The 13,831-nt window shown below is 36.9% G+C and carries 13 protein-coding genes; 8 read left to right on the forward strand and 5 right to left on the reverse strand.

The features are described 5' to 3' along the window. Positions 1-790: 790 nt before the first annotated feature. Positions 791-2,155: an oxygen-independent coproporphyrinogen III oxidase gene (hemN, locus tag ACO05S_RS09310; protein WP_421921239.1), complete on the reverse strand. Its 1,365-nt coding sequence runs from the start codon at positions 2,153-2,155 to the stop codon at positions 791-793. 132 nt (positions 2,156-2,287) lie between these two features. Here hemN and ACO05S_RS09315 point away from each other — a divergent pair, with 132 nt between their 5' ends. Both ACO05S_RS09315 and buk read left to right on the forward strand, forming a co-directional pair. Beyond that, positions 2,288-3,016, forward strand: coding sequence for a DUF169 domain-containing protein (locus ACO05S_RS09315; RefSeq protein WP_421921240.1), 729 nt, complete (start codon positions 2,288-2,290; stop codon positions 3,014-3,016). Between the two features lie 10 nt (positions 3,017-3,026). Further along, on the forward strand, positions 3,027-4,100 hold the full coding sequence (gene buk / locus ACO05S_RS09320; RefSeq protein WP_421921241.1) for a butyrate kinase: 1,074 nt from the start codon (positions 3,027-3,029) through the stop codon (positions 4,098-4,100). 427 nt (positions 4,101-4,527) lie between these two features. Here the strand turns inward: buk and trpS are convergent, their stop codons facing one another. Then, entirely contained in the window at positions 4,528-5,517 is a 990-nt protein-coding gene (trpS, locus tag ACO05S_RS09325; RefSeq protein ID WP_421921242.1) for a tryptophan--tRNA ligase, read from the reverse strand. 200 nt (positions 5,518-5,717) lie between these two features. After that, positions 5,718-6,158 carry a YqaA family protein gene (locus ACO05S_RS09330; protein ID WP_421921243.1) on the reverse strand — a complete coding sequence of 147 codons (441 nt, stop codon included), beginning with the start codon at positions 6,156-6,158 and terminating at the stop codon, positions 5,718-5,720. 121 nt (positions 6,159-6,279) lie between these two features. On the opposite strand from ACO05S_RS09330, the gene rbfA reads away from it, so the two are divergent. The 4 genes from rbfA (at position 6,280) to ACO05S_RS09350 (ending at position 9,323) form a co-directional block, all read left to right on the forward strand. After that, positions 6,280-6,615, forward strand: a complete 336-nt coding sequence (gene rbfA / locus ACO05S_RS09335) for a 30S ribosome-binding factor RbfA (protein WP_421921244.1) — start codon at positions 6,280-6,282, stop codon at positions 6,613-6,615. Positions 6,616-6,684: 69 nt separating this feature from the next. Next, positions 6,685-7,842, forward strand: coding sequence for an ABC transporter permease (locus ACO05S_RS09340; RefSeq protein WP_421921245.1), 1,158 nt, complete (start codon positions 6,685-6,687; stop codon positions 7,840-7,842). A gap of 64 nt (positions 7,843-7,906) precedes the next feature. Further along, positions 7,907-8,593, forward strand: a complete 687-nt coding sequence (locus tag ACO05S_RS09345) for a hypothetical protein (protein WP_421921246.1) — start codon at positions 7,907-7,909, stop codon at positions 8,591-8,593. A gap of 217 nt (positions 8,594-8,810) precedes the next feature. After that, a complete protein-coding gene (locus ACO05S_RS09350; protein WP_421921247.1) occupies positions 8,811-9,323 on the forward strand; it encodes a hypothetical protein in 513 nt (170 codons plus the stop codon). Here the strand turns inward: ACO05S_RS09350 and dusB are convergent. Next, positions 9,303-10,298, reverse strand: a complete 996-nt coding sequence (gene dusB, locus ACO05S_RS09355) for a tRNA dihydrouridine synthase DusB (protein WP_421921248.1) — start codon at positions 10,296-10,298, stop codon at positions 9,303-9,305. The two genes, ACO05S_RS09350 and dusB, sit on opposite strands and share 21 nt — an antisense overlap. Before the next feature lie 170 nt (positions 10,299-10,468). Here dusB and ACO05S_RS09360 point away from each other — a divergent pair, with 170 nt between their 5' ends. Then, positions 10,469-11,389 carry a CPBP family intramembrane glutamic endopeptidase gene (locus tag ACO05S_RS09360; protein ID WP_421921249.1) on the forward strand — a complete coding sequence of 307 codons (921 nt, stop codon included), beginning with the start codon at positions 10,469-10,471 and terminating at the stop codon, positions 11,387-11,389. On the opposite strand, the gene ACO05S_RS09365 is transcribed toward ACO05S_RS09360, so the two are convergent. Beyond that, positions 11,342-12,115 carry a hypothetical protein gene (locus ACO05S_RS09365; protein WP_421921250.1) on the reverse strand — a complete coding sequence of 258 codons (774 nt, stop codon included), beginning with the start codon at positions 12,113-12,115 and terminating at the stop codon, positions 11,342-11,344. The genes ACO05S_RS09360 and ACO05S_RS09365 overlap by 48 nt on opposite strands. A 393-nt stretch (positions 12,116-12,508) precedes the next feature. Here ACO05S_RS09365 and ACO05S_RS09370 point away from each other — a divergent pair, with 393 nt between their 5' ends. Continuing rightward, a complete protein-coding gene (locus ACO05S_RS09370; RefSeq protein ID WP_421921251.1) occupies positions 12,509-13,765 on the forward strand; it encodes a hypothetical protein in 1,257 nt (418 codons plus the stop codon). The last annotated feature ends 66 nt before the right edge of the window (positions 13,766-13,831 follow it).

Consider the following 13,831-nt stretch of genomic DNA (forward strand, 5'->3'; position numbering starts at 1 on the left):
CGAGGCCTGTAGCCAAAATATATCGCCTGTAGCCAATTTAGGTATTCCTGTAGCGATATTTGATACGTCTGTAGCGAAAATAAGTCGGCTGTAGCCGAATTTACACCTCCTGTAGCGAAAATAAGTCGCCTGTAGCCTAAATTACCCTCCTGTAGCGAAAAGGAGGCGCCTGTAGCAAAAAACACCCTCCTGTAGCAAAAATAAGTCGCCTGTAGCCTAAATTAACGTGAGTTCGACGTAAAATTCTATCCACAGAAAGTTATATTTGGGATAGATTTGCATTAAAAATTTGGAAAGAATAGCGGGCTATTTAGAGGAATTTTTAATGTGAAGATGTGGTAAAGAGAACTTTCCATTATGTGTTTACCTGCTTTCGGCATAAATTTGCTCAAACGAATTTTACCTCGAACTCACGTTATTTAATCCCGAAAGGACAGCTTTTTTTGGATAGCAACGGACTTTTATGTCCTGCAACAAGGTATGATACAATGCGGTATCCAGCTTGCAATATGTACTTTGGTTAAAACAGATTAGCTTTTCATTTTTCTTGCCATTTAATTCTTTTCCTGGCCTTTTTATCCATTTTCTTATTGGTTGCACAAAAAGGAATACAAAGAACAGAAGGGGAGCCTTAGTTCTAATATCTTTGCAAAAAAACAAGTGCAGGAAAAAGCAGAAGTTAGGATCTTAGGGTCTTATTCGAAATGAGGCTCTTGGTGCTAAACCACTGATACCTTTATCCAAATTGCTGAACATCAAAATTTAAGTCTTCACTCTTATTTGTAAACTGTTATATGGCTTTCGAAAACATATTGTTATTCCCTTTTTGTGAGTAGCGCAGTTTGTTATCGAATGGTTTGGCAATGTTTCTCAGGAAAATCATACCCAAATCGGTAACGATTAATTTTTCCTTGTCCAGTTCAATAATTCCTTCTTCTTTCATCACACTTAACTCTTCGGTAATCTTATCGGGGAGGTGTTTTTTTAACTCATCGGTAAAGAACAGCTCGCGACGACAGGTAATGTCCAGAATAGCACGTTTCACACTTAAGTCTTCATCGGAAAGAAAATAGCCCTTAACCAAATCCAATTCATTTTTTTTGCAGGCGGTGATGTATCGGCTAATTTCCTTCGGATTTTGTGCATAAGCATATTTAGCATCAGAAATTGATGATGCGCCCAGACCAATCAATAATTCGGTGTGAGAAGTGTTGTAACCCATAAAATTTCGGTGAAGTCGCTTTTCTTCTCGTGCAGCATACAATTCATCATGCGGCAAGGAAAAGTGATCCATACCAATATCGCTGTAGTTAAGTTCGGCAAGTTTTTCTTTTCCCAAATCGTACAAAGCACGTTTGTCGGCACTGTCCGGAATATCGGCATCGGTAAACATACGCTGCCCTTTCGTTTTCCAAGGCACATGTGCATACGAATAGTAGGCAATTCTATCTGGTTTTAATTCGGCAACCTTTTTAAAAGTATCGCGAACCGATGAAATTTTTTGCTTTGGCAATCCGTAAATCAAATCAAAATTTACCGAATGATAACCTATTTCCCGGGCAGCTTCGGTAACTTCTTTTACAATTTCGAAACTTTGTTTGCGGTTAATTACCCGCTGTACTTCGGGATCGAAATCCTGAACGCCATAGCTTACTCTTCGGAATCCTACATCGTATAAGGCTTGCAAATGTGCCCTGCTTGTATTGTTGGGATGACCTTCGAAACTAAATTCATACTTAGGATGTAGATCAGCATTTTCTTTTAAGCCATTAATAAGTCTTTTCAGATTTTCAGGACTAAAGAAAGTTGGGGTACCGCCACCCAAATGCAACTCTCTTAAAATAGGTTTTTGGCCAAAAGTATTTAAGTAAATTTTCCATTCTCGAATTAATGCATCAATATAGTTATCCTCAACACCATGATCGCGAGAAATTACTTTGGTGCATGCACAATACGTGCAAAGCTGTTCGCAGTAAGGCAAATGTACATAAATGCTGATTCCGTTTGTAGAATTCGATTCGTCGAAAGTGCGTTTTACTACTTTTAACCATTCGCTGGCATTGGGTTTAGTATCACCCCAAAAAGGAACTGTGGGGTAGCTTGTGTATCGCGGTACAGGAACATTATACTTTTCAATTAAGTGCTCTTTGTTCATGAAAAATTCTTTTGCCTAATTTCATACAAAGATATCTTTTTTTACCAATATCCTTTAACGGACTTAATTGATCTTGTTTGATGATGGTAAGTTCAAATTTGATATTTTTATATGAATCAAAAACAAAGTAAAATGGATATCAAGTTAAAAAGGGATTTTATTGAAAAGTATTGGAAGTATTTTGGAGAAGAAACAGATCTTCCTATCACTTTTTGGTACAACAACAATCAAATTCAAGAACAGCAAATCAAACCTAAAAGTTGGATGTGTATAATTGGTCAGCTTAGCAGAATAAGGAAAGGAGAGAGTTTGAGTTTTTCTTCCGAATCGGTAAGTTGTGCCGGAGGAAAAGCTTATTGCGGATTTTCAGATTTTATGCCTGGTTTGGCTGACTACCTTTCAACTGGTGAGGAGCGGTATCTTAAAAACAAAGATATTGCCCAAGAGGTAATTCATCAGTTTCCGGTTTATAATGCTCCGGGAAAATACATCAGTTTTAAACGATGGGATCAACTATTGGAAGAGGATCATCCTGAGGTGGTAATTTTTTTTGCAAAACCTGATGTGCTGTCAGGACTATTTACTCTGGCAAGCTTTGATCAGACTGATTTGCAGGCAATAATTGCTCCTTTCTCTTCAGGATGTGGATCAATTATTACATTTCCATATCAGGAAGCGATTAAAGAAAATCCAAAAGCAATTTTAGGGATGTTTGATCCTTCAGCCCGGCCTTTTGTTGGCGAGAATACATTAAGCCTGGCAATTCCAATGAAAAAGATGGAAATAATGCTAGCCAACATGGATGAAAGTTTTTTGACTACAGATCAATGGTTAAAAGTCAGGAATAGAATAATCAGATAATAAAATACTTATGGATAAAAATGAAGTAGTTGTTGTGATCAACCCTGGTTCAACCTCAACAAAAATAGCAGTTTACAATCGCAAAGGATTACTTAAAGATTTTGTGATCCGACATTTGCAGATAGATTTGGATCGATTTAATCGAGTTACCGATCAGTTTGAATACAGGTACGAAATGGTGAAAAAAGGGATTGATGAAATGCTTGCAGGAAAAGATTTGTTAATTGTAGGAGTGGTTGGCCGAGGTGGAATTGTAAAGCCTCTTGAGGGAGGAACTTATCGAATTAATAATGATTTTTTGGATGATGCTAAAACCGGTAAATACGGCGACCATGCTTCGAATTTGGGAAGTTTGCTGGCAAATAAGTTGGCCATTCATTTTGGTTTGCAGCAAAGTTATACAGTCGACCCGGTTTCGGCAGGTAATATTGTTGAAAAAGCTCAGATTTCGGGAGTTCCCGGAATCGAAAGAAATCGTCGGGGGCATCCTTTAAACATGAAAATGACTGCCAGAAAGATTGCAGCAAAGCAAGGAATATCATACGATGATGCCAAATATGTAATTGCGCATCTGGGAGGTGGAATTTCCATCGCTTCGGTTGAAGGAGGAAAAATTACTGACGTTAATGATGCATTAATGGGGATGGGACCATTTTCACCAAACAGGGCAGGAGCGATTCCAACCCGTGGAATTATGGATTTGTGCTATTCGAAACCAAGAAAAGAAGTGGAAAATCTTTTAAGTAAGAACAGTGGTTTAAAAGCTTATTTGGGGGTTGATGATTTGCGTGATGTTTTCAAACTAATCGATTCTGGAAACGAAAAGGCGCAATTGATTTACGATGCATTTGTTTATCAGATTGCCAAAGAGATAGGATCTTATCATGCAGCAATAAAATGCAAGGCAAATGGAATTATTATAACTGGTGGGATTGCTTACTCCGATCGATTTATTGAAGATTTAAAGGAATATGTAGGATGCTTGACCGAATTTTTCGTTTATCCCGGAGAGAATGAAATGGAAGCCTTGGCCGAAGGCGCATTTAGAGTTATTGATGGTAAGGAACTGGCATTGGAATATTGACTGAGGGTGTCCAAAAAGTAAGTTTAAATCTTGCAGTGTAATGCTGAACAAAGAAAAACATTTGATTCTCAATTGCAGAGATTCTTTGTTTTCCTAGGAATGACACTTATGAAATATATTAACGTGAGTTCGACTTAAAATTCTATCCACAGAAAGTTATATTAGGGATGATAGATTTGCATTAAAAATTTGGAAAGAATAGCGGGCTATTTTGAGGAATTTTTAATGTGAAGATGTCGTAAAGAGAACTTTCCATTATTTGTTTGCCTGCTTTCGGCATAAATTTCCTCAAATCTTCTTGAAATATTCCGATATTCCTTCGAAAATTTCTACTCAAAATCAGATCAAACTGTGAACGAATTTTACGTCGAACTCAGGTTATTTTACTTTTTGGACAGTCTCATCATTATCGAGAATCGATTTTATTCTAGAATTTTTTAAAGCCAATTAGTTTGCGAACTTCTTCAATGGTTTTTGCCGCACTTTCGCGTGCCTTATCAGCACCTAATTTGGTTACCTTGTGCAGGTATTCATCATCTTGCATGATATCCAAAATACGCTCACGAATAGGACTTGTAAAGTTAATGATATCTTCGGCCAATTGTTTTTTCATATCGCCATAGCGAATTTCACAATTGTTGTACTTGTTGTCAAAAAACTCGTAAGTATCCTTTGCAGATACAATGTCCATTAAAGTAAACAGGTTCTGAATGGCTTCAGGTTTTTCCTGATTCATTTCGGTAGGGCCACTATCCGAAACGGCCTTCATCACCTTCTTGCGGATATCTTTAGGATCATCAACCAAACAAATGGCATTTCCTTCGGATTTTCCCATTTTTCCCGATCCATCTAATCCGGGAACTTTAATAAACTCGCCTGTGTACGAATAGGCTTGAGGGATTGGGAATGTTTCTTCGCCATAAATATTGTTGAAACGACGGGCAAATTTACGAGCCATTTCCAGATTTTGCTCCTGATCTTTTCCAACGGGAACCTGATGGGCTTTGTGAATTAAAATATCCGCAGCCATTAATACCGGATAAGTTAACAAACCTGCATTTACATTGTCGGGTTGTTTACGAGCTTTGTCTTTAAACGAAGTTGTTCGTTCCAACTCTCCCAAATAAGCATTCATGTTCATCAACAAATACAGTTCAGGAATTTCAGGTACATCACTCTGCACATATACAGTTGCTTTTTCCGGATCGATTCCACAAGCCAAGTATTCAGCAAGCACTCTCTTTACGTTGATATGAAGATCTTCGGGAGTTGGATGTGTAGTTAGGGAATGCCAATCAGCAATAAAGAAAAAGCAATTGTTGTCGTTTTGCATTTGCACAAAGTTCTTTACTGCTCCGAAGTAATTTCCCAGGTGTAAGTTACCTGTCGATCGAATTCCACTTACTACTGTTTTCATTAGTTAATTCATTAATGGCTCATTAAATGAGCCGTTTATACTTGAAAAATTTGTCAGACAAAATTATGAAACCTATCCGATAAATAAAATAGGAAAGCATTTTTCTCTTTTATCAAATTCTTAGCAAAGGCGATATTTTTTAACAACGAATCAAATCAAAAGGACAAAAGAATGAAATTGATTTCATGCTAATATCGGTATTACATAGCCTGCACGCTTAAGTAAGCCCAAAGCATGTATCGGCCTACTTTACCAGCAGCCATAAACAAAGCCATCCCGTAGGGGTTGGTTCGCAGTAGTCCCAGGCCTATAGGAATTAAGTCGCCAACAAAGGGAAGGAAAGCAAAAAAGGCCAATGCATTTCCTTTGTTTCGCAAAAACTCTTTGGCTTTAATGGCTTTATCAGGTTTAATTCTCAAGTATTTTTCAATTCTTTCCAGTTTGCCCCAATAGCTCAAGTAGTAACCCGTTAGTCCGCCCAGCCAGTTTCCCAGGCTGGCAATTGCCACAGTTTGGCCAATATCGTATCCGGAATAAACACAAAGACTAAGAATTGCCTCTGAGCTGAAGGGTAGAATGGTAGCAGCCAAAAAACTTGCCAGAAACAGTCCCCAATATCCATATTCCATGAATTCTGCCATGCTGCAAAAGTATAAAAAGGAATTATTTTTATTAAACAAGTTTAACTTTTCAACACTTTGGCTATTCAACACTTTTACAGACTTTATTATATCTTTGTAAAAAAAATTTAGAAAAGTATTTATGGAAAGCACAAGACAAAGCAAAGTTTCAAGATTATTGCAAAAGGATTTAGGATTAATTTTTCAGCAGGAAGGGCGAAATCTATTTGGTGGTAAAATGATATCGGTAACTACTGTAAGAATTAGTCCTGATTTGGGTCTTGCCAAAGTTTACCTTAGTATTTTTCCATCCGATAAATCGGAAGATACTCTGGAGGTGGTGAGAATGAACACCAAAAACATCCGAAGATTACTTGGAGCAAGAGTGGGTAAACAACTAAGAGTAGTTCCTGAATTGGCTTTCTATATCGATGATTCTTTAGATTACATCGAGAACATCGATAATCTATTGTCTTAACTTCAACTAAATTTGAACCTACCTTTTCACATAGCCAGGCGATATCTGTTTTCAAAAAAGAAGCAGAATGTGATCAATATTATTTCGCTGATTTCTGTAGTTGGTGTAGCCGTTGGTACAATGGCTTTGGTAATTGTTCTTTCTGCTTTTAATGGCTTAAATCAATTTCTCGATCAGCAGTATAGTAGTTTCGATCCTGATTTAAAAATTCTTCCGGCAAAAGGCAAAACCTTTGTTCCCGATGCAAGATTTGAGCAAATCAGAAATAGGGAACAAGTGGCATTTTTTGCTGAAGTTCTGGAAGAAAATGCACTTTTGAAATATGGAAATCGTCAGCGTCCGGCCATTGTAAAAGGAGTTGATGAGAATTTTACCCTGATGACTGGTATTGATACCTTGATGATGGATGGCAATTTTGTATTGGATACGCCTAAGCATCAGTTTGTAGTTTTGGGATATGGTGTTGCACTCGACTTGGGAGTAGGTTTAACCTTTGTTGATCCAATTAAATTTTATGTGCCTAAACGCAATGCCAAACTTGGACACAATCCAATGAATGCATTTAATACCGAAGTTTTGTATCCATCCGGATTTTTTCAAGTTCAAATTGATTTTGACATGCAATACACTTTGGTTCCAATTGATTTTGCCCGTAAGCTTTTCAATTATGAGAATGAAGTAAGTGCAATTGAACTAGGAATTAATGACAATGTAGATGTTGAAGATGTAAAAGATGAATTGCAACAAATTCTGGGTGATGAATATCAGGTGAAGAACCGCTTCGAATTGCATGATGTAGTGTATAAAATGATGAAGACCGAGAAAGCTGTGGTATTCTTGATACTGGCTTTTATTCTGCTCATTGCTTCTTTCAATATCATAGGCTCTTTAACCATGCTAATTTTGGATAAGAAAGAAGATGTTGGCACTTTAAGGAGCTTAGGCGCAAATCAAAAAACAATCAAACAATTGTTCCTGATAGAAGGATGTTTAATTTCTTTCTCCGGAGCGATTATTGGCTTGGTTTTAGGGCTTACAATCTGTTTGCTACAAATTAAATTTGGCATTGTAAAGTTAGCTGCCGGAAACTTCATGATGAACGCCTACCCGGTGAGTATTCATTTTACTGATATTTTTATCATCTTTATAACGGTTGTATTAATAGGATTCTTTGCTTCGCGTTTTCCCGTTCAGTACATTACCAAACGTTACTTGCAGTTTAGCTGATAAGACTACCTGCTATTGATGAACAAAAATCGATTTGATTGTAATAATTGAAAAAAATTTAGAAATGAAAAAGATAATAGTACTCTGCATGTTGGCATTTGGGATTTCTACTTTGGTAAATGCGCAACAAACCGCTTTAACTTCCAATGGCAAGCTTGTTATTCTTTACGACAATGGCACATGGAAATATGCCGATGTAAAAGTACCTGAGAAAAAAGGTAAAGATGCGGAAAATAAACTTCACGAAAAGACAGAAAAAGAAACTCTTGGGATGCCTGTTTTGGATAATAGTCCGATTGTATTAAAAGATGGAGTGGTTGAAAAAATAGCTTTTATTGAAGGTCCAAGTAAGAAATTATCGAAGTATTTTAAGCAGAAGAACATTGTTCGTTGCGACTTTACCTTAACGTCGAAAGGCGGAAAAGCTTATTTGAAAACCGATTGGAAAATCATGAACGGAGAGGCTTATTCATACTTTGGGTTTATAAAGGAGGGGAACAAACTTTCCTTGGAACTGATTGGAGGAAAGGTGTTGGATTTGGTTTATACTAAAGAATTTGAGCCGAAAGAATATCAGAAATATGGTTTTTCAACTTATTCGGCTGAATTGGAATTAAACGTAGAGCAAATTCGGATGTTAAAAAACTCGATTGTTTTTAAAGCTCATATGAATTGGTCACGCCGAACAGAGGAGTACAAGGTTATTGCACCTTCTTATTTTATGAAATCATTACCAAAAATTTTGGAATAATGAGGTCGTTTCTTGTTCTTATGATATTGCTTTTTTGTGGCATTGGCCATGTAGATGCTCAGATGAGACTAAGAACTCCCGATGGAAGGTTTGTTTTGCTTTTTGATAATGGGACCTGGAAATAGGAAGAAGCGAAGAAGGCAGAGACGAAAAAACGGACTCAGGTTAAATTGGAAAGCCGGTTTTGCTTAAAAGTGCAGAATTAGAAGTGCAAACCGTGATTAAGGGAGAGAGTGCAAAACTGAGCAAATTCTCTAAGAGCAAAAATACCGTGAAGTGCGATTTTCAGTTGGTTTCAGATGAAGAGAAATTTGTTCTGAAAACCAATTGGAAAATCTTGGATGAAGAAGGATTTCGTTTCTTTGGATTTATTACCAAAAAGTCAAAAATCGACTTGGAATTATCCAATGGAGAAATAGTAAGTTTGAATTATGCAGAAGATTTTGAACCCAAAGAGTATCCAAATTATGGTTTTACGATTTTTAAGTCAGAGCTTACGCTTAGCGAAGATCAAATTAGAGCTTTGCAAAAAGGATACATTAGCAAATCGAGTATGCAATGGAGCAGAAGGCTTGAAGAATATGCTGTTTTCGATCCGGATTACTTTATAAGCCAACTTTCCAAATTTTTAATGCAAATCTATCGCAAATATAACTTTCTGTGGATAGAATTTTACGTCGAACTCACGTTAAACTTTGAACAAAACTATCTATTCCTCTTCAACCTGTAAGTTACCCCATTCCGAAGCAATTTTATTTAGGATTAGGATCAGGTCATCGTAGTGATCTGCACGAAGCATATCGATACGAGTTTGTTTAAAATTGTATAATCCTTTAAACATGCCTGCCATATGGCGGCGCATGTGTAAAATGCCTCGCCTCTCATCTATCCAGTCAATGGCGGCATCTATTTGTTCTTTTAGCATGTCGACTTGCTGTGCCACAGTTGCTGTTGGAAGTAGTTCGCCAGTTTTAAGATAATGTTTAACATCTCTGAAAATCCAAGGTTTTCCAACAGCAGCACGCCCAATCATTATGGCATCAACCCCATACTTGTCAAATGCCTCTTTTGCCTTAACAGGATTTGTAATGTCTCCGTTTCCAATAATGGGAATGTGCATTCGCGGATTGTTCTTCACTTCCCCAATTAGGGTCCAATCTGCTTCACCTTTGTACATTTGGCATCGAGTTCTGCCATGAATGGTAAGTCCTGCAATTCCTATATCCTGCAATTGTTCAGCAAGCTCAACAATGATCTTCGAGCCGGCATCCCAACCTAATCTTGTTTTCACCGTTACCGGGATATTTACTGCCTTAACAATCTCTTCAGTAATTTTTAATAATTGGGGCAGGTTTTGCAGCATTCCCGAGCCTGCGCCTTTGCCAGCAACTTTTCTAACCGGACAACCAAAGTTCAAATCAAGAAAATCGGGCTTCGCTTCTTCTACAATTTTGGCAGCTTCAACCATTGGATCTACCTCCTTGCCATATATTTGAATGGCAACCGGACGTTCCTCTTCCAATATGGTAAGCTTTTTCATGCTTCTGTTTACCGATCGAATTAGTGCATCTGATGAGATAAATTCGGTATACATTAAATCGGCACCATATCTCTTACATAAAACTCTAAACGGGGGATTGGTAACATCTTCCATTGGAGCCAACAAAACCGGCTGCTTTCCCAAGTCCAAATTTCCTATCTTCACTTCAGCTTCTTTTATATTAGTGCACAAAGATAGTAGAATTATAATGAATGAATGAAAGAGAAAATGAGTGAAAGGGTGATGATAGGTTTTATGCCGAACACTCACTCAATTAAACATTCGTAAATTCAGAATCTATTCTTACTTTTGTGTTTCATCCAAATGTAAGAATCATGTTAAAAGGATCTATGGAGCATTATTCTCCATTTTATCAATTGCTAATAAGCTTATTGCTTGTTTTAGGATCATTTCTATTAGCCATGTTTGTGGGTACAGTAATTGCCTTGTTACTTTTTGATATCAATATCTTTACTGATACTCAAACACTGAATATTTATAGCGATGCGGTTAATATTTCGGTTCTTAAATTTTATCAATCGATATATTCGACAGGAATGTTTATTATACCACCCTTTATCATTGCTTTCCTTTTTAATAAAGATGTTTTAAAATCCTTATTCCTGCATAAAGGAGCCAAGCTTCCTGTTGCATTAATGGCAACTTTCATCATCATCATCTCATTGCCAATGATTAATCTTCTGGGGCAGGTAAATTCTTATTTAAGTTTGCCTGAGTTTATGTCGGGAATCGAAACCTGGATGAAAGACAGTGAGGAACAAGCAAAGATTGTAACCCAGAAGTTTTTGATTATGAACTCTTATTCGGACTTGTGGGTGAACTTGATTGTAATTGCTCTTATTCCTGCAATTGGTGAAGAATTATTATTTCGAGGAGTTTTGCAGGGAATCTTTGCTAAGCTGACCAAAAATATTCACTGGGGAATAATTATCACTGCATTCTTGTTTGCTGCGCTTCATATGCAGTTTTACGGTTTATTACCTCGAATGGCAATGGGAATTCTGTTTGGTTATCTACTGGTTTGGTCAGGAAGTTTATGGGCTCCAATTATTGCCCACTTGGCAAATAACGCTATGGCTGTAATCACGCAATATTACATTCTTAAAGGGAGTTTACCTAAAGAAGTGGAAACAATAGGCACCAATGGAAACTATTGGATTTCAGGACTAATATCTATTGTGCTTGTTTTAATCTTGTTGCATATTTTCCGAGCCATTTGCAAAAGGGAGACTTAACGAAGCTTGTTCGGCCTTTTTCGACTGTTCTAACTTCTCTCGTTCACTTTTACGCCAAATGTAAACAATACCATATTCAGAACATTTTTCACGTTTGTCTTCATCCGGGAGCGATTTAAACTTTTTCTCAACCTGATTCCAAAGTTCCAGAATAAGTTTATCCGCATCTTCACGATATTCTCCTACCTTTTCAGAGAACCGATGTGTGTTGTTTTGAAGTGTTTTCTGATAATTATAGGCCTGATTAAAGTTTTCACAGTTTACTCGCACCAAAGCAATGGAAGGGCTGTAAATGGGATTGCCTCCCATTCGGATTCTTTCTTGTTCGCCCTTAACAAGTTTTTCTCCCCATTCAATTACTTTCGAATCCTTTAGCAAGGAAGGAGTAGCTTTTGAATGCTTTTTGAGGCCATAAAATTCACGTACATCTTCCTTCATCTCACCTCTGATGATACAGAAATTCAATACTTGAATAAAATGAGAAACATACAAACGTGCTTTTCGCAATTTTTCATTGTATTCCTTGCTTTTTCTCGATTGCTGACTTAGTGCTTGTCTGTGGTTTCGAATCGCAAGTTCATAGTGGGGTAGAAAGCTTTCTATTCTTTGATATAATGAGTAAGAAAAAGCCAAATCGAAGCGATTTACTCTCATACTAATACTCAACGCAGCTTTAAGAGCACGAACACGTGCTGTATCTGTATTCGGAAGTCGGCGGTACGGCATTAATTAAGTTGGATTAAGCAATAATGGTATAGTGATAGACGAATATACAAAAAAATTATGTGCCTATTTTACCGTTCGCAGAGCCGTTGTTCTGTAATTGGTGTGATTTTGTAGAATATTTCCACACAGGTTTGTTCCAAAACTTCCACGATTGTAGGTAGTTATTGGTTCAACTGATAATTTGCCTACGCTTGCATTATCTTTTATAAGCTATACGTTTACAGGGATTTAAAATTGTTTCAGAAATAAGGTAGGGTCATATCTTTTTATTTCGGTATTTAAATTGTAATAGTGTAAAAAGTCAAAAATTAAACTGAATTTTTTAATCAAACACAGATGCAAAAAATAATTAAAAATTTACATGGGTACGATTATCAACTAAAATTTAATAATATGAAGAGAAACATTTTTGCCGTAGGAATGTTGCTAGCTTTTTCAGCTGCACTTTGGAGTTGTTCAAGTTCGGATGATAAAACTCCGGATCTAGATCAAGTTTTGGATAAAGAAACTGTTGCTACTGAAGCAGCAAGTTTGGCTGCAGCCGTCGAAGAAATAACTAGTTCTCCTGGTTTTGAACTGATTACAATGAGTGAATCAGGATCGTCAGTTAAAGAAGGAACGGAAGAAGATGGCTCAGACGAGAGATTTTCTTTAGCCCAGTCAATCACCTTAGAGGATATTAAAGGGGTATATGATTATATTCTTCCTGCTAAGGATGAAGAAAGCAATACTAAAATGGGATATGGTTTTTGGCATAATGCTTTCGACAGAGTTGACGATAGTGAATTTTTTGAAATCAATCTTCCTCAAGAAAAAGCAGAAAGACCATGGAAACTATATGTTGAAGAAGATGATGATGCTGAATTAGAGAATAATTTCCACATCAAAGCTTCAGAGTACAATTCGTCAACTGAAACGAACAATGATGGGATCAAGTTTGATTACATGTTAAATGCTGACTTGTCTATTGAAGAAGAAGATGCAGGTAATATTATTGTGGATTGGACTTTAGATATGCCTGGTTTTAAAATGTCGGATGAGGAAATGTTAGACGATGAAATGCCAGGTAGTGGAATGACTTGGACATATATGTCAGAATTTGGCTTGGATAATGGTTATTCAGTAGGACATGATTTCATTTTAGGAGAAACTGTAGAATTCGCTTACAACCTGAAGAAGGATGAGGAAGTTCTTTTCATGGAGGAAGTAAAGTTCAATAGAGGTTCAGAAGAAGATTATGATGCTGATTATGAATATGCTTTAACCATTGGTAACATTAAAATTGTAAAAAAATCATCAAGTGACGAATACGAAGTATATCGCGATGGGCAGCTTGAAGAAGATGCTGTTATCGAGATTCTTGAAGAAGAAGATGATGCTACAAAGAATGATGAGGATGAAGGAGAATTTGATGAAGATGAGTCAGAGGATGCATTCTGTCGTGGTGGATTCGATATCAAAATTACCTTTACCAATGACGACGGTACAGAAGACGTTGTAATCTTGTCGGAACTTCTTGGAGAAGATACTTTAAATGATCTTGATGAAATTTTCAGCTCAATGTATGATATGTACTTTGTTAAGAACTTGGTTGACAGAGTAGCAAGAGAAGCATATCGTGAGAACACGCAACAAAATTTTGGGGAATAGTTTCAGCAAACAGAATTTACAAATTAAAATCCGGTCATTTGGCCGGATTTTTTTATACACCTTTAA

This window comes from Marinifilum sp., assembly GCF_965230805.1.
Lineage (GTDB): Bacteria > Bacteroidota > Bacteroidia > Bacteroidales > Marinifilaceae > Marinifilum.

Bases quoted from the DNA above. Each gene is read 5' to 3' on its own strand.
- hemN (WP_421921239.1), bottom strand. From the start codon at position 2,155: ATGAACAAAGAGCACTTAATTGAAAAGTATAATGTTCCTGTACCGCGA.
- trpS (WP_421921242.1), bottom strand. From the start codon at position 5,517: ATGAAAACAGTAGTAAGTGGAATTCGATCGACAGGTAACTTACACCTG.
- ACO05S_RS09315 (WP_421921240.1), top strand. From the start codon at position 2,288: ATGGATATCAAGTTAAAAAGGGATTTTATTGAAAAGTATTGGAAGTAT.
- ACO05S_RS09360 (WP_421921249.1), top strand. From the start codon at position 10,469: ATGTTAAAAGGATCTATGGAGCATTATTCTCCATTTTATCAATTGCTA.
- ACO05S_RS09365 (WP_421921250.1), bottom strand. From the start codon at position 12,115: ATGCCGTACCGCCGACTTCCGAATACAGATACAGCACGTGTTCGTGCT.
- buk (WP_421921241.1), top strand. From the start codon at position 3,027: ATGGATAAAAATGAAGTAGTTGTTGTGATCAACCCTGGTTCAACCTCA.
- ACO05S_RS09370 (WP_421921251.1), top strand. From the start codon at position 12,509: ATGAAGAGAAACATTTTTGCCGTAGGAATGTTGCTAGCTTTTTCAGCT.
- ACO05S_RS09330 (WP_421921243.1), bottom strand. From the start codon at position 6,158: ATGGCAGAATTCATGGAATATGGATATTGGGGACTGTTTCTGGCAAGT.
- rbfA (WP_421921244.1), top strand. From the start codon at position 6,280: ATGGAAAGCACAAGACAAAGCAAAGTTTCAAGATTATTGCAAAAGGAT.
- ACO05S_RS09345 (WP_421921246.1), top strand. From the start codon at position 7,907: ATGAAAAAGATAATAGTACTCTGCATGTTGGCATTTGGGATTTCTACT.